The sequence below is a fragment of the Halomonas tibetensis genome, from assembly GCF_042643535.1.
Lineage (GTDB): Bacteria > Pseudomonadota > Gammaproteobacteria > Pseudomonadales > Halomonadaceae > Halomonas > Halomonas tibetensis.
In genome coordinates this window covers 262739-287837 of the sequence record NZ_JBHRSQ010000006.1, presented here as the reverse complement: position 1 = coordinate 287837, position 25099 = coordinate 262739, and the positions used below count along the sequence as shown (strand labels likewise).

The 25099-nt window shown below is 62.8% G+C and carries 18 protein-coding genes; 9 read left to right on the top strand and 9 right to left on the bottom strand.

What is annotated here, in order from left to right; genetic code table 11:
* Window positions 1-2: 2 nt before the first annotated feature.
* The 4 genes from hflD to ACFODV_RS02345 form a co-directional block, all read right to left on the bottom strand.
* Window positions 3-644 (bottom strand): high frequency lysogenization protein HflD, encoded by a 642-nt coding sequence (gene hflD, locus ACFODV_RS02360; RefSeq protein ID WP_379754042.1) that lies wholly within the window; start codon window positions 642-644, stop codon window positions 3-5.
* On the bottom strand, window positions 641-1753 hold the full coding sequence (gene mnmA, locus ACFODV_RS02355; RefSeq protein WP_379754039.1) for a tRNA 2-thiouridine(34) synthase MnmA: 1113 nt from the start codon (window positions 1751-1753) through the stop codon (window positions 641-643). The genes hflD and mnmA overlap by 4 nt, the downstream gene beginning before the upstream one ends.
* Before the next feature lie 73 nt (window positions 1754-1826).
* On the bottom strand, window positions 1827-2276 hold the full coding sequence (locus ACFODV_RS02350; protein WP_379754036.1) for an NUDIX domain-containing protein: 450 nt from the start codon (window positions 2274-2276) through the stop codon (window positions 1827-1829).
* The gene (locus ACFODV_RS02345; RefSeq protein ID WP_379754032.1) at window positions 2273-2911 is read right to left on the bottom strand and encodes a pseudouridine synthase; all 639 of its coding nucleotides are present in this window, start codon (window positions 2909-2911) and stop codon (window positions 2273-2275) included. Before ACFODV_RS02345 ends, ACFODV_RS02350 begins: the two co-directional genes overlap by 4 nt.
* 300 nt (window positions 2912-3211) lie before the next feature.
* Here ACFODV_RS02345 and ACFODV_RS02340 point away from each other — a divergent pair, with 300 nt between their 5' ends.
* The 3 genes from ACFODV_RS02340 to clpA all read left to right on the top strand — a co-directional run bounded on the left by ACFODV_RS02340 (window position 3212) and on the right by clpA (window position 8384).
* Window positions 3212-5449: an NADP-dependent isocitrate dehydrogenase gene (locus ACFODV_RS02340; RefSeq protein WP_379754029.1), complete on the top strand. Its 2238-nt coding sequence runs from the start codon at window positions 3212-3214 to the stop codon at window positions 5447-5449.
* Window positions 5450-5636: 187 nt separating this feature from the next.
* Window positions 5637-5960: an ATP-dependent Clp protease adapter ClpS gene (gene clpS, locus ACFODV_RS02335; protein WP_379754026.1), complete on the top strand. Its 324-nt coding sequence runs from the start codon at window positions 5637-5639 to the stop codon at window positions 5958-5960.
* Between the two features lie 144 nt (window positions 5961-6104).
* The gene (gene clpA, locus ACFODV_RS02330) at window positions 6105-8384 is read left to right on the top strand and encodes an ATP-dependent Clp protease ATP-binding subunit ClpA (RefSeq protein WP_379754023.1); all 2280 of its coding nucleotides are present in this window, start codon (window positions 6105-6107) and stop codon (window positions 8382-8384) included.
* Window positions 8385-8486: 102 nt separating this feature from the next.
* Here the strand turns inward: clpA and infA are convergent, their stop codons facing one another.
* The 3 genes from infA to aat form a co-directional block, all read right to left on the bottom strand.
* Window positions 8487-8705 (bottom strand): translation initiation factor IF-1, encoded by a 219-nt coding sequence (gene infA, locus ACFODV_RS02325; protein ID WP_027961652.1) that lies wholly within the window; start codon window positions 8703-8705, stop codon window positions 8487-8489.
* A 94-nt stretch (window positions 8706-8799) separates the two neighbouring features.
* Entirely contained in the window at window positions 8800-9537 is a 738-nt protein-coding gene (locus tag ACFODV_RS02320) for an arginyltransferase (protein ID WP_379754020.1), read from the bottom strand.
* Window positions 9538-9564: 27 nt separating this feature from the next.
* Entirely contained in the window at window positions 9565-10308 is a 744-nt protein-coding gene (gene aat / locus ACFODV_RS02315) for a leucyl/phenylalanyl-tRNA--protein transferase (RefSeq protein WP_379754017.1), read from the bottom strand.
* A gap of 150 nt (window positions 10309-10458) precedes the next feature.
* On the opposite strand from aat, the gene ACFODV_RS02310 reads away from it, so the two are divergent.
* On the top strand, window positions 10459-13515 hold the full coding sequence (locus tag ACFODV_RS02310; RefSeq protein WP_379754014.1) for a DNA translocase FtsK: 3057 nt from the start codon (window positions 10459-10461) through the stop codon (window positions 13513-13515).
* A gap of 148 nt (window positions 13516-13663) precedes the next feature.
* A complete protein-coding gene (lolA, locus tag ACFODV_RS02305) occupies window positions 13664-14305 on the top strand; it encodes an outer membrane lipoprotein chaperone LolA (RefSeq protein WP_379754011.1) in 642 nt (213 codons plus the stop codon).
* 133 nt (window positions 14306-14438) lie between these two features.
* On the opposite strand, the gene ACFODV_RS02300 is transcribed toward lolA, so the two are convergent.
* A complete protein-coding gene (locus tag ACFODV_RS02300) occupies window positions 14439-15782 on the bottom strand; it encodes a replication-associated recombination protein A (RefSeq protein ID WP_379754008.1) in 1344 nt (447 codons plus the stop codon).
* Between the two features lie 178 nt (window positions 15783-15960).
* Here ACFODV_RS02300 and ACFODV_RS02295 point away from each other — a divergent pair, with 178 nt between their 5' ends.
* The 4 genes from ACFODV_RS02295 to ACFODV_RS02280 all read left to right on the top strand — a co-directional run bounded on the left by ACFODV_RS02295 (window position 15961) and on the right by ACFODV_RS02280 (window position 23600).
* Complete coding sequence (locus ACFODV_RS02295) at window positions 15961-16503, top strand: hemerythrin domain-containing protein (RefSeq protein WP_379754300.1); 543 nt, start codon at window positions 15961-15963, stop codon at window positions 16501-16503.
* A gap of 142 nt (window positions 16504-16645) precedes the next feature.
* Window positions 16646-17425, top strand: a complete 780-nt coding sequence (gene murI, locus ACFODV_RS02290; RefSeq protein ID WP_379754005.1) for a glutamate racemase — start codon at window positions 16646-16648, stop codon at window positions 17423-17425.
* 46 nt (window positions 17426-17471) lie between these two features.
* On the top strand, window positions 17472-18578 hold the full coding sequence (trmA, locus tag ACFODV_RS02285; RefSeq protein WP_379754002.1) for a tRNA (uridine(54)-C5)-methyltransferase TrmA: 1107 nt from the start codon (window positions 17472-17474) through the stop codon (window positions 18576-18578).
* Window positions 18579-18758: 180 nt separating this feature from the next.
* Window positions 18759-23600, top strand: a complete 4842-nt coding sequence (locus tag ACFODV_RS02280; protein WP_379753999.1) for an NAD-glutamate dehydrogenase — start codon at window positions 18759-18761, stop codon at window positions 23598-23600.
* A 95-nt stretch (window positions 23601-23695) separates the two neighbouring features.
* Here ACFODV_RS02280 and mgtE read toward each other — a convergent pair whose 3' ends face one another.
* Window positions 23696-25048 carry a magnesium transporter gene (mgtE, locus tag ACFODV_RS02275; protein WP_379753996.1) on the bottom strand — a complete coding sequence of 451 codons (1353 nt, stop codon included), beginning with the start codon at window positions 25046-25048 and terminating at the stop codon, window positions 23696-23698.
* Window positions 25049-25099: the final 51 nt, after the last annotated feature.

Genomic DNA, 25099 nt, shown 5'->3' with positions numbered 1-25099 from the left:
GGTCAGGACAGCTGATCCAGGGCCTTCTTCAGGGCGCCTCGCTGGATGATCAGCTTCCAGCGCCGGCCGCCCTGCTGGTGCCACAGCAGGCCAAAGCGGATGCCGCCGAGCAGGATGGCCCGAACTCGCTCAGGCATCATGCGCTGCTGCAGCAGCGAGGGGTCGCCCTGGACCATGATGCGGGTCTTGAGCGTCGAGAGCGTCTCCTGATAGGCCTCGCCCAGGCTGGCAATGACGTTCTCATGGGTCTCGCCAAAGTGTTCGGCCTGGCCCTGGATGCGCACCAGACGGCTGCCGAGGTCGTCCATCATGGCGTCGTTGGTGCGCAGCTGGTTCATCAGCAACAGCAGCGAAAAGCCGTAGCGTAGTACCACCGGGTTGGCCTGCTTGCGGCCCACCACCGCTTCGAGCACGTCGAGACCGCGTCGCAGGTTGTTGGGATGGCCGCCGTAGATCGCTTCGAAGCTCGCCGGGTTGGTGTCCAGGGTAGCGCGGATCAGTGTGTCCCAGGCGCGCGGGTCGACCTGGCCGGTGCGGGCCAGTTCGTCGACCAGGCTGGCAGACTGAAAGACGCCGGCCAGGGCCAGGGTTTGGCGGGTGGCGGGGTCATCGGGGATGCGGTGGATCGGGGTCGAGGCGGTCATGCGGCATGCTCCTTGGCGTTCCAGGTGTCGCGGATCACGCCTCCTCCGAGACAGATCTCGCCATCGTAGAGCACCAGGGACTGCCCCGGAGTGACGGCGCGCTGGGGATCATCGAACAGGACTTCGACGCCACCATCGGCACAGGTATGCATCTGGCAGGCCTCGTCGGACTGGCGGTAGCGGGTCTTGGCAGTGAGTCGCGCTTCCCTGGCCGGCGGTTCGCCGGCGACCCAGTCCATGGCCTCCGTGGCCAGCGAATCGGAGTAGAGCAGGGGGTGGTGCTTGCCTTGCACGGCGACCAGTACGTTCCGCTCGAGATCCTTGGCTGCTACGTACCAGGGGTCCTCCGGATGGTTGGCCAGCCCGCCGATGCCGAGCCCCTGACGCTGACCGAGGGTGTAATACATCAGGCCCATATGTTCGCCGATGACCTCGCCCTCGGGCGTCTCGATCACGCCGGGCTGGGCCGGCAAATACTGCTGCAGGAAGTCGCGGAAGCGCCGTTCGCCGATGAAACAGATGCCGGTGGAGTCCTTCTTGCGCGCGGTCACCAGGTCGTGGCGCTCGGCGATGGCGCGCACCTCGGGCTTCTCCAGTTCGCCCACCGGGAACAGAGTTCGCGCAATGGCCGCTTCGGGCACGGCATGCAGGAAGTAGCTCTGGTCCTTGTTGGGATCGAGACCCTTAAGCAGGCGCGGACGGCCATGGCGGACCCCTTGGCGAACATAGTGGCCGGTGGCAATCTTCTCGGCGCCAAGCATCTCGGCATACTCCAGGAACACCTTGAACTTGATCTCGCGGTTGCAAAGGATATCCGGGTTGGGCGTGCGCCCGGCCTGGTACTCGGCCAGGAAGTGCTCAAAGACGTTGTCCCAATACTCGGCGGCGAAGTTGGCGGTGTGCAGCCGCATACCGAGCTTCTCGCAAACGGCCTCGGCATCTGCCAGGTCGGCCTTGGCGGTGCAGTATTCGGTCCCGTCGTCCTCGTCCCAGTTCTTCATGAACAGGCCTTCGACCCGATAGCCCTGCTCGAGCAGCAGCAGGGCGGATACGGAGGAGTCGACGCCGCCGGACATGCCGACGATCACCTTGCCTGGGGTGGCGGTCATGGGCGCTCTCGTCATCGCTGGATCATAAATGGTGACGAATTGTACATGAAGATGGCATCGGGCGCCGAGAAGCCTACCTGTCGTGAAGGACCTCCATGGGATAGAACCGCCCGGCCATGGCGTCGCGGATTCGCCGCAGTACCAGCGGGCTGCGCAGTCGCCCTTCACGCTCGAGGGCTTCCAACTGCTCCAGCGTCAGCCAGTGCACGGCGTGAATCGCTGGGTCCAATTCGCTGCCCAGGTGTGCCAGCGCCATGCCGAAGAAGGCATGACTGTGAAAGGTGGGGCCGTTCGGAACCCGGTAGACATACATTCCTAGGTAGTTGGTAATGCCGACGTGCCAGGCGGTTTCCTCGGCTGCCTCGCGCAGAGCGGCATCGCGAATGCGCTCGCCCGGCTCCAGGTGGCCAGCGGGCTGGTTGAATAACGTTTGGGGGCCGCCGCGGTCTTCTTCTACCATCAGGAAGGCGCCGGCGCGTTCTATCACGCAGGCCACGGTGGCATGGGGTTGCCAGCGGTTCATCGCTTGCCTCCTTGCGGGGCTGGTTTTCGGCGCAGGGTGCGGGCCTGACGCGGTTTCTCGCGTTGTCCCGGGGTCGGAGCATGCAGCGCCTCGCGTCGCCACTCGCCGGGGGCCAGGTCGTCTAGCCGCCAGGGGCCGATGGCTACGCGAACCAGGCGTAGGGTGGGGTGGCCGACATGGGCGGTCATGCGCCGCACCTGACGGTTGCGCCCCTCGCTGATGGTCAGTTCCAGCCAGGTGGTGATCGGGTGGCGCTTTGGGTCCAGCGGTGGGTCTCGCTCGGCCAGGCCGCTCGCCTCCAGGCGGCGCACCTTGGCCAGGCGCGTCACCCCGTCCTTCAGCGCGACACCGTCTCGCAGTGCCTGCAGGGCACTATCATCTGGCGCCCCCTCTACCTGCACCCGGTAGACCTTGGGCAGCTTGTGGCGAGGATGGGTGATGCGGTGAATCAACTCGCCGTCATCGCTAAGCAGCAAGAGCCCTTCGGAGTCATGGTCGAGCCGGCCAGCGGGGTAGATGCCGGGCACGTCGATGACGTCCGCCAATGTCGCGCGGGTCTCTCCCGGGCTGACCCCTCGGTCGGTGAACTGGGACAGCATGCGGTAGGGCTTGTGCAGCAGATAGAGGATGCTCATAGGAATAGCTTACCGGCAAGCGCGGAACGATGTCAGTGGTGAGGGTGCGCGGCGAGGGGCGTTAGCCTTATTGCCCATGCGACATATCGGGCAGGCTGATATAATGATGTGACTCGCCGGGAGCGCCCTCGTCGTTCCGGGACCTGTCAGAACTGCGTCTGCCGGGTCGATGCTTATTGGCATCCCCCTCGCCTTACTATTTCAGACGGGTTGTTCCAAGGTCCCCTATCGAGGCATCGTGAGCGCGCGCTACCGATCCAGTTTCTTGCCACTGCCGCGACCAGAGAGACCTACGTCAACATGTCAAAAACGCCGAAGATTATCTACACGCTCACCGACGAAGCGCCAGCCCTGGCCACCTTCTCCCTTCTGCCGATTATCGACGCCTTCACCGACGCCGCCGGCGTTGAAATGGAGACCCGTAACATCTCCCTTGCGGCTCGGATCCTCTCTCAGTTTCCCGATTACCTGACCGAAGAGCAGCGAGTCGAGGATCATCTGGCTGAGCTGGGCGCCCTGGCCAAGACGCCGGAAGCCAATATCATCAAGCTTCCCAATATCAGTGCCTCCATGCCGCAGCTTCGGGCGGCCATCAAGGAGCTGCAGCAGCAGGGCTACGCGCTGCCGGACTACCCGGATGAGCCGAGCAGCGACGCAGAGAAATCAATCAAGGCGCGATACGACAAGTGCCAGGGAAGTGCCGTCAACCCGGTGCTGCGTGAAGGGAATTCCGATCGTCGCGCCCCCAGGGCCGTCAAGGAATATGCCCGCAAGTATCCCCACCACATGGCGGAATGGAGTCAGGCCTCACGCACCCATGTATCGCATATGCACGGTGGCGACTTCTATGACAGCGAAAAGACGATGACGCTGGACCGCGCCCGCGACGTCAAGATGGAGCTGATTACTCAGAGCGGCCAGGCACTGGTGCTTAAGCCCAAGGTTTCGCTTCTGAAAGACGAGATAATTGACAGCATGTTCATGAGCAAGAAAGCATTGCTCGAATTTTACGACCGGGAGATTGAGGATGCTCGCAAGACCGGCGTGATGTTCTCTCTGCACGTCAAGGCGACCATGATGAAGGTCTCGCACCCCATCGTGTTCGGCCACTGCGTCAAAATCTTCTATAAGGAGGCTTTCGAGAAGCACGGTGAGCTTTTCGAGGAGTTGGGAGTTGACGTCAACAACGGCATGATGAATCTTTACGACAAGATCGCTGTCCTGCCCGAAACTCAGCGTGAAGAGATTATCCGCGACCTGCACGCCTGCCATGACCTTCGCCCGGAGCTATCCATGGTGGATTCTGCGCGGGGGATAACCAACTTTCACTCCCCCAGCGATGTGATCGTGGATGCCTCGATGCCTGCCATGATTCGCGCTGGAGGCAAGATGTACGGTGCAGATGGCCGCCTCAAGGATGTCAAGGCGGTGATGCCCGAATCCACCTTCGCCCGCATTTATCAGGAGATGATCAACTTCTGCAAGTGGCACGGCGCTTTCGATCCGGCCACCATGGGGACTGTTCCCAACGTTGGACTGATGGCGCAGAAGGCAGAGGAGTACGGCTCCCACGACAAAACCTTCGAGGTGCCTGAGTCAGGTGTCGCCAATATTACCGATCTTGAAACCGGCGAGGTACTGCTGTCCCAGAATGTGGAGCAGGGCGATATCTGGCGGATGTGTCAGGTCAAGGATGCGCCCATCCGGGACTGGGTTGCACTGGCGGTAGATCGCTGCCGGGACTCCGGCATGCCGGCGGTATTTTGGCTTGACCCTTACCGCCCGCACGAAAACGAACTGATCAAGAAGGTGAAGACCTACCTTCAGGATCACGACACCACCGGCCTCAATATCCAGATCATGTCCCAGGTCCGGGCCATGCGCTATACGCTGGAACGCTTGATCCGTGGCTTGGATACTATTTCGGTGACCGGCAACATTCTGCGTGACTACCTCACGGACCTATTCCCGATCATGGAGTTGGGCACTAGCGCCAAGATGCTATCGATCGTTCCGCTGATGAACGGCGGCGGCCTGTTCGAAACTGGTGCCGGTGGCTCTGCGCCCAAGCACGTGCAGCAGTTCCTCGAGGAAAATCACCTGCGCTGGGACAGCCTCGGCGAATTCCTGGCGCTGGGCGCCTCCCTGGAGCATCTCGCCAAGCGGTTCAGTAATGCTCGTGCCACGATGCTGGCGGATGCGCTTGACAAGGCCACCGGCCAGTTCCTCGAGCACAACAAGTCGCCTTCACGTAAGGTCGGCGAACTGGACAATCGGGGCAGTCATTTTTACTTGGCGCTGTACTGGGCTCAGGCATTGGCTGCCCAGGATGAAGACGCCGACCTCAAGGCGCTGTTCAGCCGTTTGGCGGAGACGCTTGAGACCCAGGAGGAAGTGATTCTCGAGGAGTTGAATGGCGTGCAGGGGCAGCCAGTGGATATCGAGGGTTACTACCACCCGAACTACGCGCTGACCGAGACCGCCATGCGCCCGAGCGCCACCCTCAATGCCGCTCTGGCCCTGGTGGCAAAGGGCTGAAAGCCCCTCCACGGCTCTGATAACCAAGTGCTTAGGCCCCTGCTCGGATAACGGGCGGGGGCCCTTGCGTTGAGAGGCGCGATGAACCTAGCCGGCCGAACGACGTCAGATACAGACGACCTGCCCAATTGCCGGCTCATAAAACGAGTAGTGTTTCGCTATGTGGCAACGAGAAATATGGTGCGGCATGACCCGTCCTCCGGGTACAGAGGAGGACAACGACCTCGCGGTGCAGAACGCCGAGCCCGATCTGGCGCGACCACCGATGTACAAGGTGGTGTTGCACAATGATGACTTTACCCCCATGGAATTCGTGGTGGAGGTGCTTCAGACCTTTTTCCACCTGGATAGTGAAACCGCGGTGCAAGTGATGTTGGCGGTTCATACGCAGGGCAAGGCGACCTGCGGCATATTTACCCGTGATATCGCGGAAACCAAAAGCCATCAGGTCAATCAATACGCTAGAGAGTGTCAGCATCCGCTGCTTTCAGACATTGATGCGGCGGATTGACTTATCCCGGACATGGTCGCCATGGGTATATATGGCTTGCCGTTGGCAGCAAGGCTTGCAACGGCAGCGTTTGTGCCCGATGTTGATGATGCCGAATGACGAAAGATCTGTCGCAACACCCTGGGCGGCAAGAAGGGGACTGCCATGCTGAGCAAAGAACTTGAACTGACTCTGAACACGGCGTTCACCGTGGCGCGCTCCAAGCGGCACGAGTTCATGACCGTGGAACACCTGCTGCTGGCGCTGTTGGATAACGCCTCGGCGGCAGACGTGCTCCGGGCCTGCGGGGCCAACCTCGACAAGTTGCGCTCCGACCTTCAGGACTTCATCAATTCCACTACGCCGCTGATCCCTGATGATCAATCCGATCGAGAGACTCAGCCTACCCTGGGCTTCCAGCGCGTACTGCAGCGTGCAGTTTTTCACGTGCAGTCTTCCGGTAAAAGCGAAGTCACCGGAGCTAATGTGCTCGTGGCTATTTTCTCTGAGCAGGAAAGTCAGGCGGTTTACTTCCTCAAACAGCAGAACGTTGCCCGGGTGGATGCCGTCAACTACATCGCTCACGGCATCTCCAAGGTAGCCGGGCACGGTCAGAGCTCCTCAACTCCCTCCTCTTCCGAGTCGGAGGAGAATGAGGAGGGCAGCACCGAAAGTGGGTCCAACCCTCTCACCGGCTACGCCACCAACCTCAATGAACAGGCCCGTATGGGCAAGATTGACCCGCTGATCGGCCGCGAGCAGGAGCTCGAGCGCGTGGTGCAGATCCTCGCTCGTCGGCGCAAGAACAACCCGCTGCTGGTGGGAGAGGCCGGCGTGGGCAAGACCGCCATCGCTGAGGGCCTGGCCAAGCGGGTGGTCGAGGAGGACGTGCCCGATGTGATCAGCGATGCGGTCGTCTACTCGCTGGACATGGGCGCGTTGCTCGCCGGTACCAAATACCGCGGCGACTTCGAGAAGCGCCTCAAGGGTCTGCTGGCCGAGCTGCGTAAACAGCCCCATGCGATCCTGTTCATCGATGAGATCCATACCGTGATCGGTGCCGGCGCCGCCTCGGGAGGGGTGATGGATGCCTCCAACCTGCTCAAGCCGCTGCTATCCTCCGGCGAGCTGCGCTGCATTGGCTCTACCACCTTCCAGGAGTACCGGGGCATCTTCGAGAAGGATCGCGCCCTGGCGCGGCGTTTTCAGAAGGTTGACGTGCCGGCACCCTCGGTGGAGGACACCATCCGTATCCTCAAGGGGTTGCGTTCGCGCTTCGAGGAGCATCACCAGTTGAAGTACACCGATGCGGCTCTGGAGAGTGCAGCACGCTTGGCTGATCGATATATCAGTGACCGCTTCCTGCCGGACAAGGCCATCGACGTGATCGACGAGGCCGGTGCTCATCAGCGTCTGCTGCCCCCCGAGGTGAGGATCGCCACCATCGATTCCGCTCAGGTCGAGGCGGTGGTCGCCTCTATCGCGCGGATCCCGCCGAAGAGTGTCTCCAGCTCGGATCGTAAGCTGCTGGAGAACCTGGATCGGGATCTCAAGATGCTGGTGTTTGGCCAGGATGAGGCAATTGATAGCCTTTCCGCAGCGATCAAGCTGTCGCGGGCCGGGTTGAAGGCCCCCGACAAGCCCGTGGGCAGTTTCCTGTTTGCTGGCCCCACCGGGGTGGGCAAGACCGAGGTCGCCCGCCAACTGTCGATGATCATGGGTATCGAGCTGGTGCGCTTCGATATGTCCGAATATATGGAGCGCCATACGGTCTCGCGTCTGATCGGCGCTCCGCCGGGCTATGTCGGTTATGACCAGGGTGGTCTGCTCACCGAGGCCGTCACCAAGCACCCGCACTGCGTGTTACTGCTCGACGAGATCGAAAAAGCGCACCCCGAGGTATTCAACCTGCTGCTGCAGGTGATGGACCACGGCAAGCTGACCGACAACAACGGGCGGGAGGCGGATTTCCGTCACGTGATACTGATCATGACATCCAATGCGGGGGTCGAGCAGGCCACACGTCGCTCCATCGGCTTCCAGCACCAGGACCACTCGACCGATGCCATGGAGGTGATCCGCAAGACCTTCTCGCCTGAATTCCGCAACCGGCTGGACGGCATCATTCAATTCCACTCCCTGCCCGCCTCGGTGGTGCGAAGCGTGGTGGACAAGTTCCTGGTGGAGCTACAGGCGCAGCTGGATGAAAAGCGTGTTCAACTGGACGTGGACCTGTCGGCCCGGGACTGGCTGGCCGAAAAGGGCTACGACCCGGACATGGGGGCTCGCCCGATGGCGCGCCTGATTCAGGAGAAGCTCAAGAAGCCGTTGGCCGAGATGATACTGTTTGGGGAGCTCTCGGAGCATGGCGGCCTGGTTCACGTCACCGTGGAAGAGGGCGAGCTGCATCTCTCCACCGAAGCGGAGATGGCTGACGCTCCCTGACGTCGGTCGCTCTTTCGCACACGATTCAGCGCCCTGTCCATGGACGGGGCGTTGTCCTGTGCGTTCGGCGTCGGGCTGAAGGTAGGTAAGCTCGACCGCGCTTCAGCGGGAGCGGTAGACGATACGACCCTTGGTCAGATCGTAGGGTGTCAGCTCCACCTTGACCTTGTCACCCGTCAGAATACGGATGTAGTTCTTGCGCATCTTCCCGGAAATGTGCGCGGTGACCACGTGGCCGTTTTCCAGCTCGACGCGGAAGGTGGTGTTGGGAAGGGTGTCGACGATGACGCCTTCCATTTCGATATGGTCTTCACGTGCCATACAGGCGGTTCCTCGCTGATGGATGAGACAGCTGCAAAAAGAATAGCGCGATATTGTGCCGCATGCCGGCCGGCAAGGCAAAGAAAGGCGCATTTCAGGGGGTGATCAGGCGCCGCCAGTGACGGCCGTCGAGCATTTCCAGGGGGCGAAAGTCCTGCTTGTAGGCCATCTTGCGGCACTCGCTGATCCAATAGCCCAGATAGACATGGGGCAGGCCACGTCGACGCGCCTGCCCGACCAGAGTAAGCACCGCGAAAGTGCCCAGGGAGCGTCGTTCGAGCTCGGGATCCGGGTCGAAGAAGGTGTAGATGGCCGATAGACCATGCTCGAGCTGGTCAAAAGCTGCGACCGCCAGCAGCCGACCGTGAAGGCGGAACTCCATCAGTCGGGCATACTGCTGGTCGAGGGTCAGGAAGGTGCGATACTGCTCGTGGCTCGGTGGATACATATCGCCATCGGCGTGGCGGATGCGAATATACTTAGCGTAGAGCGCGTAGTGTTCCGGGTCGAAGATCGCTGGACGCAGATGCAGGGTCAGGTCGCTATTGCGTCTGGTCAATCGCCGCTGGTTGCGATTGGGGGTGAACTCCTCGACAGGGAGACGCACCGATATGCAGGCGCTGCAGCCCTCGCAGTGGGGCCGGTAGAGATGCCGGCCGCTGCGACGGAAGCCGAGCAGCGCCAGGGAGTCATATACGCCCTGGCCTGGAGACTGCTGGGGATCGAGGAACAGGGTCGTGGCTTCACGCCCGGCCAGATAGCTGCAGGCATGTGGTACGGTGAGAAAGAAGTGCAGATCCTTGACGGGCTGGCGGGGGGCGTTGCTGCTCACGGCGTCTCTCCGGCTCCGGGGTCGCGGTTACTGGAAGGCTCCGCCGAGTTCGCCCGGTACGGCGAAGGACCAGCAGGCGGGGGTGAAGGACAGGTCGTCGGGTTCTACCGGTGGGGGCTTACCCAGCCATGTTTCAAGATAGCCGATGAAAGTCCCTCGGGCGATATTCCTGGCGCCCAGGCTGGCCAGGTGATCGGTGTGCATCTGGCAGTCAATCAGTCGTCCGCCGCCTGCGGCCATGGCGCGTGCCAGGTGCACCAGGGCCACCTTGGAGGCGTCGGCGACTCTGGTGAACATCGACTCGCCGAAGAACATGGGCCCCAGCGCCACGCCATACAGGCCGCCAACAAGTTCGTCCCCATGCCACACTTCCACCGAGTGCGCCGCTCCCAGGGCATGCAGGCGCTGGTAGGCCGCGCGCATCTCGTCAGTGATCCAGGTGCCCGGCTGGCCGGCGCGCGGTTCGGCGCAGGCGGTTATCACGGCGTCGAAGGCGCGGTTGGCGGTGATCGTGAAGCCGGCATGGCGCAGCCGCTTGGCCAGGCTGCGGCGCACCTTGAGCTCCTTCGGAAACAGCACCATGCGGGGGTCAGGGCTCCACCACAGGATCGGCTGGTCGTCGCTATACCAGGGGAAGATGCCACGGCGATAGGCGGCCAGCAGCCAGCCCGAATCGAGTGCGCCGCCGGCGGCCAGCAGCCCATCGGGATCGTTGAGCGCCGCGCTCATGGGAGGAAAGTGTATCGGGTGCTCGGGCAGCCAGGGCAGCATCGGGGGCATCCAGAAGAATGAGAGGCCAGTGTGCCGTTCGACACGTCCGGGCTCAAGATGTCCAGCCCACTGTGATGGGCGAGCGCGGCTCGGTATGATTGGCGCCAATCAATTGGAAGACGCCAGCGGTGGCGCAAGGGGGATGACCACTTGAGTGTCAACAAGAAGTCCTCGCCGCGTCGAGTGAGCGCGGCCCAGGCCAGGGAAACGGCCAGGCGTTTCGGCGTAAGGCTGCAGGGCTCTGTGCGAGAAGGGGTAGCCATCATGCTGCTGGCTGTCTGCGTATTCCTGCTGCTGTCCCTGTTCAGCTTCGATCCCGGCGATCCCGGCTGGTCGCGCAGCGGGCCGGAGACTCGTATTGAAAACTGGATGGGCCCGGTGGGCGCCTGGCTATCCGACGTGCTCTATTCTTTGTTCGGCGCCAGCGCCCTCTGGTGGCCGGCCATGCTGGGTTTCGCCGCCTGGCGGCTGCTGCGGGCCCGTCAGGGCATTCATCTGGAGTGGGATGCTACGGCGCTGGCGGTGCGCGGTGGTGGCCTGGTGCTTTTGCTGCTTGGCACCACGACGCTGGGCGCCCTGCACTTTTATCGGCCTCCGTCAGAGACCGTGCTGCCTTACTCCTCCGGGGGCATCCTCGGGGAGGGTTTGGTGGGTGCCCTGGTGCCGATGGTGGGTTCCGGAGGTACAGGCCTGCTGGCGCTCTCGGCGCTGCTCTGCGGCCTGCCGCTGTTGACCGGACTCTCCTGGCTCTCGGTAATGGATGAGCTGGGTTACCGCGCCATGCGTTTCTGGGGCTGGCTGTCCGAGCGCTTCGCCTTCTCGCGTGCCCCGGCAATCGAGCGGGCCGAGCCAGACAGAGGGACGTCGACCAAGACCACGTCTCCTTCCGTTGAGGGGGAGTCGACCTTACGCCGCGACCCTGTCTTCGGTGACGACAGAAACACCGACATTCCCTGGGAAGTGCCCGAGAAGACGCCCTCTGCCAAGCAGCCGGGGGCGTCCTACAGCGAGCGCCAATCCGCCGACGCCGGGGCTGGGAGTGCCGTTCCGGCCTCGGCCGCGGTCAAGGCCGCCATGGATGGTGGGGTGTTTGCAGCGCCCACCGACCAGGCCCCCAAGCCTCAGTCGGCGGAGACATTGCCCGAGCCGATGCTTCCTGAGGATGACGAGCCGGTCACCAACTGGAGTGCTCCCACGCTGCGAGCGAGCCGTTACGAAGAGTCTTCGACGCCCCTGGCGTCCAATACTGGCCCCACTGCCGTCGAGCCCGTCGCTAACAAGGCCTCTGGCGGGCCAGATCCTGCCCAGCCTTCGTCGACAGCTGGTGACGATATCGGTTCCGAGCGCCGCGAACCGGGGCTGATGGCGAGCCGGGAGGTAGACTGGGAGAGTGCCGGCGACGGCGAGCCGCGCCTCACCTGGGATGATCCTGCGGTGGCCGAGGAGGTCGTCGCACCGTCCTCTGCTTCACCGGTCGAACCCTCGACCCGCACCGCGGCCCTCCAGCCACCCGAGCCGGAAGAGGCCGCCGGCGATGAGGCCGACGGCCTTGGCAACGTGGAGCAGACCCCGGGCGCTGCACCGCACCTGGCCACCGCCGGCCAGGCCCGAGAAGCCGCTGATGATGAGGGCATGCGGCTGTGGACCGTGGAACACCTGCAGAGCCAGCGTCCCGTGCTGGATAACATGCCTGAGCCGGAAGGTGAGCTGCCCAGCCTGCGCCTGCTGACTCCGCCGGAGCCTCAGCAGCAGAACTATACCCTCGAGCAGCTCGCCGAGATGGCAGAGCTGCTCGAGGTGCGGCTGCGTGAATATGGCGTCAAGGCCGAAGTGGTGGACACCTGGCCGGGACCAGTGATTACCCGCTTCGAGATCAGGCCGGCCGCCGGGGTGAAAGTCTCCAAGATCAGCAATCTGGCCAAGGACCTGGCGCGTTCATTGATGGTCAAGAGTGTGCGCGTGGTAGAGGTGATCCCGGGGCGGCCCACGGTGGGCATCGAGATCCCCAACCCCCATCGGGCGATGATCCGCCTGCGTGAGGTGATTGATTCTGATCGCTACCAGCAGGCGGACTCAGCCCTGACCCTGGCCCTGGGCCAGGACATCGGCGGTGGACCCGTGGTGGCCAACCTCGGCAAGATGCCTCATCTGCTGGTGGCCGGCACCACCGGCTCGGGTAAGTCGGTCGGGGTCAACGCCATGTTGATATCGATGCTGCTCAAGGCCACGCCTGAGCAGCTACGACTGATCATGGTCGATCCCAAGATGCTGGAGCTCTCCGTCTATGACGGTATTCCGCACCTGCTGGCACCGGTAGTCACGGACATGAAGGAGGCCGCCAACGCCCTGCGCTGGTGCGTAGCCGAGATGGAGCGGCGCTATAAGCTGATGGCGACCATGGGGGTGCGCAATATCGCCGGCTTCAACGCCAAGCTCGACGAGGCAAAGCAGGCCGGTGCCCAGGTAGCGGATCCGCTCTGGGAGCCCCAGCCCTGGGAGATGCACCAGTCCCCGCCGGTGCTGGAGAAACTGCCCTATATCGTGGTGGTGATCGACGAATTTGCCGACATGTTCATGATCGTCGGCAAGAAGGTCGAGGAGTTGATTGCTCGTCTGGCTCAGAAGGCCCGGGCCGCAGGTATCCACCTGATACTGGCCACCCAGCGCCCCTCGGTGGACGTGGTCACCGGATTGATCAAGGCCAACATTCCCACGCGGATGGCCTTTCAGGTTTCCTCGCGGATCGACTCGCGCACCATTCTCGACCAGGGCGGTGCCGAGAATCTGCTGGGCCACGGCGACATGCTCTACCTGCCGGCGGGCTCGGGTCTGCCGACCCGTGTCCATGGAGCTTTCGTCGACGACGACGAGGTGCACCGGGTGGTGGAGGATTGGAAGCGTCGCGGCGAGCCTGAGTACATCGATGAGATTCTCTCCGGTGGCGTGTCCGCCGAAGCGCTTACCGGCCTGGAGGCTGAGGGCAGCAGCGACGGCGACGATGCCGAGCAGGACGTTCTCTACGACGAGGCGGTGCAGTTCGTGACCGATTCGCGCCGGGCCTCCATCTCGGCCGTGCAGCGCCGCTTCAAGATCGGCTACAACCGCGCCGCACGTCTGGTAGAGGCCATGGAGATGGCCGGGGTAGTGACTAGCATGGGGACCAACGGCTCCCGCGAGGTGTTAGCACCCCGGGCGTCAGGCGACTAGCGTCCCGTCATCGGCGTCTCCATCGGGAGACGCCTGCGTTTCAACCATGCAACCAGTATGAAAGCGCCGGCAGGTCCGCAACCCGCCGGCGTCCCCGTAGTCCGAGTGACAGGATTCCAGTCGGAACCGTCCAGGGAGAGAGACCATCATGACAATGAAGAAGACCTTCGCCGCCGTCATATTGTTTATCGTCGCGCCCCTTGCCATGCCGCTCACGGCTCTGGCCAGTGAAGGGGCTGATCGCCTGACCCGCATCCTGGAGCCGCTGCAGACCTTTGAAGCCCGCTTCGAGCAGCACATCCTCGATGCCAGCGGCGAGCGTCTGCAGGAAGCCCACGGTCGGATGTGGCTCGCTCGCCCCGGCAAGTTCCGCTGGGAAGTGGAGGCCCCCTATCAGCAGGAAGTGATCTCCGACGGTGAAGAAGTGATGCTGCATGACCCGGATCTGGAGCAGGCGACCATCCAGGCACTGGATCATCGTGTGACACACACACCGGCTCTGCTGCTATCCGGCAGCGCCAACGACCTGGTCGACAGTTACGACGTGACTCGTCAGCAGCAGGGGAGCGCTGAGACTTTCATCCTGGTGCCGACATTGGCCGATACCCTGTTCGAGGAGCTGAAGATGACCTTTCGCGGTGAGCTGTTGACTACCCTGCAGATGACCGACAGCACCGGCCAGCGCACCGCCATCGAGTTCCGCGATACACAGCAGAACCACGCCATCGACGACAGTCGCTTCGACTTCGAAATTCCGGAAGGCACCGACGTGATTCGCGATACGCGCTAAGGACTTCCGTCGGCAGCAAACAATAGCGGGAAACTCACAAGAAACCCCGCAGGCTGATTGCCTGCGGGGTTTCTTGTGGCCTTGATAAAAGCGTAACGCCAGTGGTGCATGAGAAGGAATTTGCAGGCGGCTGCTAGTGGCTGCCTTCATCCGCATCGGCATCGGCATCGGCATCGAGCTGTGCCCGCCAGGCCATGATCTGAGCGTAGCGCTTCTCCTGGCCCTGCTCGGTCGGCCGGTAGAAGAGCTCCCCGGGGGTTTGTTCCGGCCAACAGTCGTGTGCGCTGCCGGCGGGATAGGCATTGGGCTCCTGGTGGGCGTAGCGGTAGCCCTGACCGTGGCCCAGGGATTCCATCAGCGCTGTTGGTGCGTTGCGCAGGTAGGTAGGCACCTCCAGCCGCGGTTGGGTCGCCGCGAAGGCCTTGGCCCGACTCCAGGCCTGGTCGATGGCATTGCTTTTGGGTGCCACCGCCAGATGGATGGCGGCATGGGCGATGGCGCGCTGGCCTTCGTAGTCGCCAAGTCGCAGGTAGGCGTCCCAGGCCGCCATCACCAGCGGCAGGGCGCGTGGGTCGGCGTTGCCCACGTCTTCCGAGGCGATGGCCGCCAAGCGTCGGACCACGTCCAGCGGGTCGCCGCCGCCCTGCACGAAACGGGCGATGTAAAGCAGGGCGGCATCGGGTCGTGAGGAGCGTATCGACTTGTGGATCGCCGACAGCAGGTCGTAGTAGTGGTCCCCTTGCTTGTCGAAGGCGCTGGCCTGATGGCCCAGCACGTTCTCTAGCGCCTCGCGGCGCAGCAGCTCACCGCCCTGGCCGTCAGGCTCGGCGTAATCACAGGCGGTCTCCAGCAGGCCCAGGGCTCGGCGTGCATCTCCGGCGGCGGCCCGTGCCAGCAGGGCGAGGATGTCGGCGTCTACTCTGAGGCATCGCGCTCCCAGGCCGCGTGGCTCGTCTGACAGGGCGCGTTTCAGCACCTCGACCAGTTCCGCTTCGCTTAGCGACGTCAGCACATGGACCCGGGCTCGAGAGAGGAGCGCCGAATTCACTTCGAAGGAGGGGTTTTCGGTCGTGGCGCCGATCAGCGTCAGCAGTCCCGATTCCACGTGGGGCAGCAGGGCATCCTGCTGACTCTTGTTAAGGCGGTGGATCTCGTCGAGGAACAGCAGTGTGGATTGGTCGCGAGCCTTGGCCCGTTCCACCGCAGCGCGGATCTCCTTGACGCCTGCCATCACCGCCGATAGGTGCTCGAGCTCGGCGCCGGACTCGGCAGCCAGGATCTCTGCCAGGGTGGTCTTGCCGGTGCCCGGCGGCCCCCACAGTATCATCGAACGCACCGCACCGGTTTCGACCATGCGTGCCAGAGGCTTTCCGGCCCCCACCAGCCCCTGCTGGCCCACGTAGTCGGCCAGGGTGCGGGGTCGCATGCGCCAGGCAAGAGGAGCGCTGTGATTGCTCTCGTTGGTGAAGAGGTCCATGGCAGCTCCTTGTATTGATCTTCGGCAGAGGCAGGTCAGGGTACTGGCTGCTAGAGTGGAGGAGAATCATCGCAACCAGGCAGCCTATGAACCTCGTAGCCGATGGCGCATCCAATGAATGTGCCAGTTCCTCATGTCACCATACCGATGTCACTACACAGGAGGGCCCGACATGCCCATGATGACCCAACTGCGTCTGGATCATGCCAACATGGCGCGCATGTTGCACGTTCTGCAGCTGAAGCAGAAGACCCTGGCCAGGGGGGATCGCCCCAACTTCCAGCTGGTGCGTGAGGTAGTTGACTACATTCTGGACTACATGGAGGGTTTTACCCTGCCTTTGGAGCGGTTGTTCAGCGAACACCTCAAGGAGGTTGCGCCCGAGAGCGTCGAGGTGACCGAACGCCTGGCTTCCGACTACAAGGCGGTCAAGTCGCGCTTGATGCGGCTGTCGAATGACATCGACATGATCCTGATGGATGCAGTGGTCCCCATGGATCGCTTTGCCGATGACCTCAAGGCCTATCTCGCCGCCCACCGCGCCTATCTGAGAGATGAGCGCGAGCTGCTCTTCCCGCTTATTCGTAGGCACTTCAACGACGAGGATATGGATTGCCTGGCCAAGGCGCTGCCGGAAGGGGCGACGGCAGAGCTGGAGCGCCTCCAGGACGCCTATCCTGAACTTTATGCCGAGCTTCGCGAGGCACCTTTACCCGTCTGACTCGGGCTGCCAGTGCGCGTCGGCTGGGGTAGAATGCAGCCAACTCCAGCCGGTGCCTCTCGATGCCAAGCTCCACGACTTCTTCGTTGATCCTTTTTGGCCCTGATTTTAGCGCAATGATTTGTACAGGTGTGTCTCGCTCGTGAGTAGCGGACCGATTCTGGTCTTTGACTCAGGGGTAGGTGGACTCTCCGTGGTGAAGGCCCTTCGCGACCACCTGCCAGGCGCGGCGCTGGTCTATACCTGCGACAATGCCATGCTGCCTTACGGGCTACGCGAAGATGAGTGGCTGGTGGGGCGTATTCTTAGGGTGTGCGAGGCTGCCGTGACGGCCAGCCACTGCGTGACTCTGGTGGTGGCCTGCAACACCGCCAGCACCCTGGCGCTAGACGCGCTGCGTGAACGGCTGACGATTCCCGTGGTCGGCACGGTTCCTGCCATCAAGCCGGGCGCGGCGCTATCGCTCAGCGGCCATTTCGGGCTGCTGGCGACCCGCGCGACGGTGTCACGTCCCTATACTCTGGGTCTGATCGAGGCCTTCGCCGCCGACTGTCATGTCACCCGAGTGGCCGCCGATGCTCTGGTGCGGGAGGCGGAGCGCTGGCTGGCAGGTGAACCGCCTGACCTCGAGGTGATCCGCCAGGCCCTGGCGCCACTATGGGCGGATCCAGCGCTGGATACCGTGGTGCTGGGTTGCACTCACTTCCCGCTGCTGCGCGACTTTCTGGTTGCCTCTGCGCCGCGCACGATCCAGTGGATCGACTCGAGCGACGCCATTGCCCGGCGCACGGCACAGGTGGCCATTGGCGTGGCGCCCCACCAGGGCCCGGGGGAGAGCCTGGTGACTGCCATTGACCCCCGGATGAACGCAGGCCTGGCCCGCTTTGGTTTTGCCCCGCCGCATCTACTGGCGCTGGACTGAACCCTTTCTTATCACTCCTTTCCTGTCGTTTTTCGAAGGAGGCTTCTTGGCCATTCCCGTCGTCGACCCCGCCCGCTATGACCAGCAGCTCGAGGCCAAGCGCGAGCGCATCACCCGAGACTTTGCGCGTTTTTCGCCGCCACCGCTCGAGGTCTACCCCTCGCCGCCCAGCCACTACCGACAGCGCTGCGAGTTCCGCCTCTGGCATGAGGGGGACGATCTCTTCTACGCGATGTTCGAGGTGGACCCCGAGGATCCGAAAAAGAAGGCAGTGGTCCGCCTCGATGACTACCCGGTGGCCAGCCGGCGGATCAACGCGCTCATGCCAGCGCTGCTTGACGCCATCCGTGACGTGCCACTGCTTCGCCGCAAGCTGTTTCAGGTGGAATTTCTCACCACCCTTGGCGGCGAGGCCCTGATAACCCTGGTCTACCACCGCCAGTTGGATGAGCATTGGGAAGCCGAGGCACGGCGTCTGCAGGAGGCGCTGGAGGTGATGATTATCGGCCGCGCCCGCAAGCAGCGCCTGGTGCTCGAGCGCGACCACGTCTGGGAGCGTCTGGAGATCGAAGGGCGCGAGTTCATCTATCAGCAGGTAGAAAACAGCTTCACCCAGCCCAACGCGGAGATCTGCCGCGCCATGCTGGCCTGGGCGCGGGACGTGACCCGAGGCAGTCAGGCCGGTGACCTGATGGAGCTCTACTGCGGTAACGGCAACTTTACCGTGGCGCTGGCCGAGAACTTTCGTCGCGTGCTGGCCACGGAGATCTCGCGCACTTCGGTGGCCAGCGCCCGTGAGAACCTCGCCGCCAACGGTATCGACAATGTCACCGTGGGACGCATGTCTGCCGAGGAGTTTGCCGCCGCGCTCAAGGGAGAGAAGAGCGGCCGGCGGGTGGCCGAATGGGCACTGGACGAGTATGACTTTTCAACCGTGCTGGTGGATCCGCCCCGTGCCGGGCTGGACGAGGCGAGTTGCCGCCAACTCGGCGACTATCCCCGCATCGTCTATATTTCATGTAATCCGGAATCGCTGGCGGATAATCTGGAGATTCTCGCTGAGACGCACATGATCACGCGTTTCGCACTGTTCGACCAGTTTCCCTGGACCCTACACTGCGAATGCGGTGTGCTGCTGGAGCGACGCGACTGAGCTCGACGTTCAGGGAGGCGCTGTCAAGCGGCGATGCCCAACCGTCATGCTCCATGAGCATGTTGGCATTTGAGTGTGGTGGGGCCGGAGAGTCACGTATGCTGACGATAGGGAGCCTTTATCGGGCGCCATAGCGAACACTTCTCGGTCGCAGCCGCGGCCCAAGGCACGAGGTGATGGATGCAGCATGTTGCGAACAACGAAGCCAGACAGGATTTTATCAAGCAGCTCTCTGAGCGATTGAGCGCGCGGCTGGATGACAGGAAGGCGGCGGAGGTAGAGGCTTTTGCCAGCTACTTCTACTCCACGATGCCCTTTGATGACCTTGAGGGCAGACGTTTCGATGACCTTTACGGCGCCACCTTGTCAGTCTGGCACTTCCTGCAGGAGTTCGACCCGACCCACCCGAAGGTGCGCGTCTTCAATCCGGACTACGAGGAGCATGGCTGGCAATCACCCCACACTTTCGTGGCGGTGCTCCATGAGGACATGCCCTTCCTGGTCGACTCAGTGCGCATCGAGCTCAATCGTCGCGGCATCACCGTTCACGCCATCCACAATGCCGTGCTCGCAACGGAGCGCGGCAAAGAGGATCGGCTGAAGCGGGTCGCCTCGCCTCGCGATGCCGGAGCACCGAATGGGCGTGAGTCGCTGGTAGTGATTGAGATTGACCGCCATTCCGACGCGAACACGTTGGAAGATATACAGATCAGTCTGCACGAGGTGCTGGTGGATGTGCGCACCGCGGTGGCCGATTTCGATCCGATGCTCGAGCGGATCAAGATCGCTCTGGAGGAACTGCGCGCCGGCTGCCCGCCACAGACGGATCCCGACGACCACCGGGAGGCCATCGACTTTCTCGAGTGGCTGCTGCATGACAACTTTACTTTCCTGGGCTATGACGCCTACGAAGTCTTCCAGAAGGAAGGCAAACAGCATCTTGCCAAGGTCAATGGCAGCGAACTGGGCGTCTTTCGACTCGAGCAGCCGCGCTATCGCGAACGTATCCGCACCGAACTTGGCGTCGAGGACGGCGAGTTCGTGCTGGTGCCGGAGCTGCTGTCTTTCGCCAAGAGTGCCCACCATGCCCGGGTACACCGTCCCACCTATCCCGACTACATCTCTATCGATCGCTTCGATGGACAGGGCAACCTGATCGGCGAACATCGCTTCCTGGGCCTGTTCACCGCCACCGTCTATAACGAATCACCGCGCAACGTTCCGATCCTTCGACGCAAGCTCAAGGCGGTGATGGAGATTGCCGGCTTCAACCCCAAGGGCCATAACGGAAAGCAGCTGCTGCAGATTCTCGAGGTCTATCCGCGCGACGACCTCTTCCAGATCGGTACCGATGAACTCGCCAAGACCGCGCTGGGCATCCTTGGCATCCGCGAGCGTCGCCGGGTGAGGCTGTTCATTCGCGAAGACCGCCCGGGACGTTTCTACTCCTGCTTGGTTTATGTTCCACGGGACGTTTTCTCCACCGAATTGCGCCTGCGCATCCAGAATCTGCTTTGTGAGGAGCTCGGTGCTACCTTTGGCGATTTCAACACCTACCTCTCCGAGTCGGTCCTGGCACGCATCCAGTTCATCCTGCGTTTCAAGGGCGACAGTCCCGTTGAGTACGACCTCAGACGGCTTGAGGCCAAGGTGGCACAGCTCGCCCGCAACTGGCGAGATGACCTCCAGGCCGCCAGCATCGAGGGCTTCGGCGAGGAGCAGGCCAATCTGCTGATGGACCGTTTCCGCGATGCCTTCCCGGCCAGCTACCGGGACGACTTCAACGCGCGTACGGCGGTCTACGATCTGCAGCATATCGGCGAATTGGATGACGGCGCGCCGCTCATGCTGTCGCTTTATCGGCTGGTGGAGGAGGAGGGAAGCGGGGTCAACCTCAAGCTGTTCCATCGCGACAAACCGATACCACTTTCCGACGTTCTGCCGATGATGGAGAATCTCGGCCTGCGGGTGATCGGCGAGCGCCCTTACGAAATCGTGGCCAGCGATGACGCCGCCTATTGGATTCACGACTTCGACCTCGAGCACCACACCAGCATCGAGGTGAATCTCCAGGAGATGCGTGAGACCTTTATCGAGGCGTTCCAGCGCATCTGGGCCGCGGAGGCAGACAACGACGGCTTCAATCGGCTGATTATTGGCGCCAACCTGACGTGGCGTGAAGTGGCCATGCTGCGCGCCTATGGGCGCTACCTGAAGCAGATTCGCTTCGGTGTGTCTCAGGAGTACATGTCCAATACCCTTGCCAGCCACCCTGATATCACTCGAGAGCTGGTCACCCTGTTCGAGCTGCGCTTCGATCCCGAAGAGCGCCCTGCCGAGGGTGAGGTGGAGGCATGTCTTGAGCGCATTCAGCGCCTGCTCGATGACGTGGCCAGCTTGAATGACGATCAGCTACTGCGCCGCTACGTTGAACTGATCCTGGCCACTCTGCGCACCAATTATTACCAGGTCCGTGAGGATGGTCAGCCCAAGGATTACATGGCCTTCAAGCTGGAGCCCTCGAAGGTTACCGGCATGCCCAAACCGCGGCCGGTCTTCGAGATCTTCGTCTCCTCACCGCGGGTCGAAGGCGTTCATCTGCGCGGTGGCAAGGTGGCCCGTGGTGGCTTGCGCTGGTCTGACCGCTTCGAGGACTACCGCACCGAGGTGCTCGGCCTGGTCAAGGCACAGCAGGTCAAGAACTCGGTGATCGTGCCGGTGGGCGCCAAGGGAGGATTTGTCTGCAAGCGTCTCCCGGAAGGCGATCGCGAGGCTTTCCAGCGCGAGGGGATCGAGTGCTACAAGATTTTTATACGCGCGCTGCTCGACGTCACCGACAACCTCAAGGGCGGTGAACTGGTTCCACCGCGGGCGGTGGTGCGCCATGACGAGGACGATCCCTACCTGGTGGTGGCGGCGGACAAGGGCACCGCCACCTTCTCCGACATCGCCAATGAGATCTCCGCCGAGTACGGCCACTGGCTGGGCGACGCTTTCGCCTCCGGTGGTGCCAACGGCTACGACCACAAGAAGATGGGCATCACCGCCAAGGGGGCCTGGGAGTCGGTCAAGCGCCACTTCCGCAACCTGGGCGTGAACACCCAGGAAGATGAGTTCAGCGTCGTCGGCATCGGTGATATGGGCGGTGACGTCTTCGGCAACGGGATGCTGCTCTCCGACAGGATTCGCCTGGTAGGGGCCTTCAACCACCTCCACATCTTCGTCGACCCCGAGCCCGATGCCGCAACCACCTTCGCCGAGCGCCAGCGTCTGTTCGACATGCCGCGCTCCAGCTGGGAAGACTTCGATGCCTCGTTGATCTCCAAGGGCGGCGGTGTTTTCAAGCGCAGCGCCAAGTCGATTCCGATCTCGGCGCAGATGAAGACCGCTTTCGGCATCAAGGAAAGCAAGCTTTCTCCCAGCGAACTGATTCGCGCCATGCTCAAGTCGCAGGTGGATCTCCTGTGGAACGGCGGCATCGGTACCTACGTCAAGGGTAGCGAGGAAACCGACGCCCAGGTGGGCGACAAGGCCAACGACGGTCTGCGCATCGATGGCCGCGAGCTGCGGTGCCGGGTTATCGGCGAGGGCGGAAACCTTGGCTTTACCCAGCGTGGGCGCATGGAAGCGGCCGCTCGGGGAGTCCGGGTCACCACCGACTTCATCGACAACGCCGGCGGGGTCAACTGCTCCGACCATGAGGTCAATATCAAGATTCTCGTTGACGAGGTGGTCAAGCGCGGCGATATGACCGACAAGCAGCGTAACCAGCTGCTTGCCGACATGACCGATGAGGTTTCCGCCCTGGTGCTGATCAGCAACTATCGTCAGACCCAGGCACTGGACCTGGCCGAGAACCTCTCTCAAGGTGGAATAGGACCCTTCCGCCGCTTCATCAGCGAATTGGAAGCCGCAGGACAGCTCGATCGCGAACTGGAGTTCCTGCCTGTCGACGAGGTCCTTGAGGAGCGCGCCGCCAACCAGCAGGGCATGTTGCTGCCGGAGCTTTCGGTGCTGATCTCGTATGCCAAGAGCGTGCTCAAGGGCGACCTGATTGTCTCCGAAGTGCCGGATGATCCGGTGATTGAGCGCCATGTGGAGCGGATCTTCCCCGGCGTGCTGGCGGAGCGGTATCACGACGAGATGTATCAACACCGTCTCAAGCGCGAGATTGTCGCCACCCAGGTCGCCAATGATCTGGTCGACCACATGGGCATCGTCTTCGCACGACGGCTGATCGATGCCACCGGTGCCGGGCGCGCCGAGATTGCCCGGGCCTACGTGATCGCACGCGAAGTGTTCCAGCTCGGCAACCTGTGGGAGCAGATCGAGGCGCTGGACAACCAGGTGCCGAGCACCGTGCAGTACGGCATGATGCTCGATCTGATGCGCCTGATCCGCCGTGCGACCCGCTGGTTCTTGCGTTCCCGGTTGGGGACGGATACCGGTGACACCATCGAGTACTTCGCTCCGCGCCTGGCCCAGATCCAGGAAGGTATCGGTGAACGCCTGCGCGGCGAGGAACGCGACGCCTGGGAGGTGCGCCGTGCCGAGCTGATCGAGGCCGGCGTGCCCGAAGCGCTGGCCGGGGCCTCGGCGGCAGCCGTCAGCCTCTATGCAGGGCTCGGTATCATCCAGGCGGCTCGCCAGGCAAATGAGAACCCCCAGAGAGTGTCCGAGGTATACTACGAGGTCGGCAACCGCCTGGAGCTGCCTTGGCTGATCGGCCAGATCACCGCGCTCAAGGTGCGCGACAGCTGGCAGGCTCAGGCCCGCGATACCTTCCGCGACGACGTCGACCGCCAGCAGTTGGCGCTCACCGTCAGCGTGCTGCGTATGGAGGGCGGTGCCAGCGAGGCCAGCGAGCGCGTCGACCAGTGGCTGGAACTGCATGCCGGCATGCACGGCCGCTGGTGCAAGCTGCTCGAGCAGGTGTCCAGCGGTGGACATGGCGGTTTCCCGCTGTTTGCCGTGGCTGTACGTGAACTGGTGGACCTGGCAGAGAGCAGCAAGGAGACCTAATGCCGCCGTTGGTCTTTTTAGTTGGTCTCTCTAAACGACGAACCCCGCCAATTGGCGGGGTTCGTCGTTTTGGACGTGGGCTGCCGTCAAGGCGTCTACAGCAGGAAGAAGGTGGCCAGGCCCAGGAAGGCCATGAAGCCGATCACGTCGGTAACGGTGGTCAATATCACTGAGCCCGACAGCGCCGGGTCGATGCCGGCGCGCTTGAGCATCAGCGGGATGACGATACCGGCAACGCCGGCGGCCAGCATGTTGATCACCAGGGCGGCGGCAATGATGGCACCGATGGCCACGCTGCCGAACCACGCTACAGCGAGTACTGCCACTACCAGCGACCATATAACGCCGTTGATCGCGGCGATCCCTACCTCCTTGCGCAGCAGCCAGGTGCTGTTGGTGCGGCTGATCTGTCCCAGCGCCATGCCGCGAATGGCGAGCGTCAGGGTTTGGCTGCCGGCGATGCCCCCCATGCTGGCCACGATAGGCATCAGCACCGCCAGGGCGACGATCTTGTCCAGGGCGTCCTCGAAGCGGCCGATGACCCAGGCGGCCAGAAAAGCAGTGACCAGGTTGATTCCCAGCCATACCGCCCGGCGCTTGGCGCTGGGCAGTATGGAGGCAAAAAGGTCCTCCTCCTCGTCCAGGCCCGCCATGTTCATCAGCGCCTGTTCGGATTCCTCGCGGATGACGTCGACGATGTCGTCGATGACGATGCGTCCAAGCAGAAGGCCGGATTCATCCACCACCGGCGCGGAGACCAGGTCATGGGTTTGGAACAGGGTAGCCACGTCCCTGGACTTCATGTCGACACGAATGCTGTCGACCTCCTGGTCCATCAAGTCGGCTACCGCCATCGAGGGGTCGTGGCTGACCAGGCGGGCAATGGGCAGCACGCCGACGAAGCGGGCGTTGCGGTCCACTACCATCAGCTGATAAGTATTGTCGGGTACGGGCTCCTTCCAGCGCAGAAAGCGTGACACCGTCTCCAGGCTGACGTCGGCGCGAACTGCAATGGTATCCAGCCGCATCAGGCGCCCGGCGCTGTCCTCGCCGAAGGAGAGCGTTTCCTCTAGTCGCGTGCGCTGCAGAGCGTCCATGGAGCGCAGCATGTCCTCGGCCACCTGCTGAGGCAGGTCCTCGAAGATCTCTGCCAGGTCGGTGGTGTCCAGAGCGGCAGCGGCGGCTACGATCTCCTCGTGGTCCATGTCGTCGAGCAGCGTACTGCGCACTTCGTCGTGGACGTGCAGCAGCACCTCACCATCGACCTCGGCGGGCACTCGCTGCCACAGTCGTACCCGGGCCGCCGGCGGCAGCGACTCCAGCAGCAGGGCGATCTCGGCGGGCTCCAGGTCGGCGATGACGGCATCGACGGCGTCCAGCTGCTCTTCGCCCATGGCGCGGTGGATCCGCGACAGGCGGTCTTCCATTGTTTCGGTGGTTTCGGCCATTTGGGTCTCCTGGGCTGCTGGGGCGTCGTCGTGTCGGGGCTGAGGCGCTGT

Excerpts from the sequence above, each read along its gene's own strand:
- ACFODV_RS02300 (WP_379754008.1), bottom strand. The coding sequence starts at position 15,782 with ATGGACCTCTTCACCAACGAGAGCAATCACAGCGCTCCTCTTGCCTGG.
- ACFODV_RS02280 (WP_379753999.1), top strand. The coding sequence starts at position 18,759 with ATGCAGCATGTTGCGAACAACGAAGCCAGACAGGATTTTATCAAGCAG.
- ACFODV_RS02340 (WP_379754029.1), top strand. The coding sequence starts at position 3,212 with ATGTCAAAAACGCCGAAGATTATCTACACGCTCACCGACGAAGCGCCA.
- ACFODV_RS02345 (WP_379754032.1), bottom strand. The coding sequence starts at position 2,911 with ATGAGCATCCTCTATCTGCTGCACAAGCCCTACCGCATGCTGTCCCAG.
- aat (WP_379754017.1), bottom strand. The coding sequence starts at position 10,308 with ATGCTGCCCTGGCTGCCCGAGCACCCGATACACTTTCCTCCCATGAGC.
- infA (WP_027961652.1), bottom strand. The coding sequence starts at position 8,705 with ATGGCACGTGAAGACCATATCGAAATGGAAGGCGTCATCGTCGACACC.
- ACFODV_RS02350 (WP_379754036.1), bottom strand. The coding sequence starts at position 2,276 with ATGAACCGCTGGCAACCCCATGCCACCGTGGCCTGCGTGATAGAACGC.
- ACFODV_RS02295 (WP_379754300.1), top strand. The coding sequence starts at position 15,961 with ATGATGACCCAACTGCGTCTGGATCATGCCAACATGGCGCGCATGTTG.
- hflD (WP_379754042.1), bottom strand. The coding sequence starts at position 644 with ATGACCGCCTCGACCCCGATCCACCGCATCCCCGATGACCCCGCCACC.
- mnmA (WP_379754039.1), bottom strand. The coding sequence starts at position 1,753 with ATGACCGCCACCCCAGGCAAGGTGATCGTCGGCATGTCCGGCGGCGTC.
- clpS (WP_379754026.1), top strand. The coding sequence starts at position 5,637 with ATGACCCGTCCTCCGGGTACAGAGGAGGACAACGACCTCGCGGTGCAG.
- clpA (WP_379754023.1), top strand. The coding sequence starts at position 6,105 with ATGCTGAGCAAAGAACTTGAACTGACTCTGAACACGGCGTTCACCGTG.
- mgtE (WP_379753996.1), bottom strand. The coding sequence starts at position 25,048 with ATGGCCGAAACCACCGAAACAATGGAAGACCGCCTGTCGCGGATCCAC.
- lolA (WP_379754011.1), top strand. The coding sequence starts at position 13,664 with ATGACAATGAAGAAGACCTTCGCCGCCGTCATATTGTTTATCGTCGCG.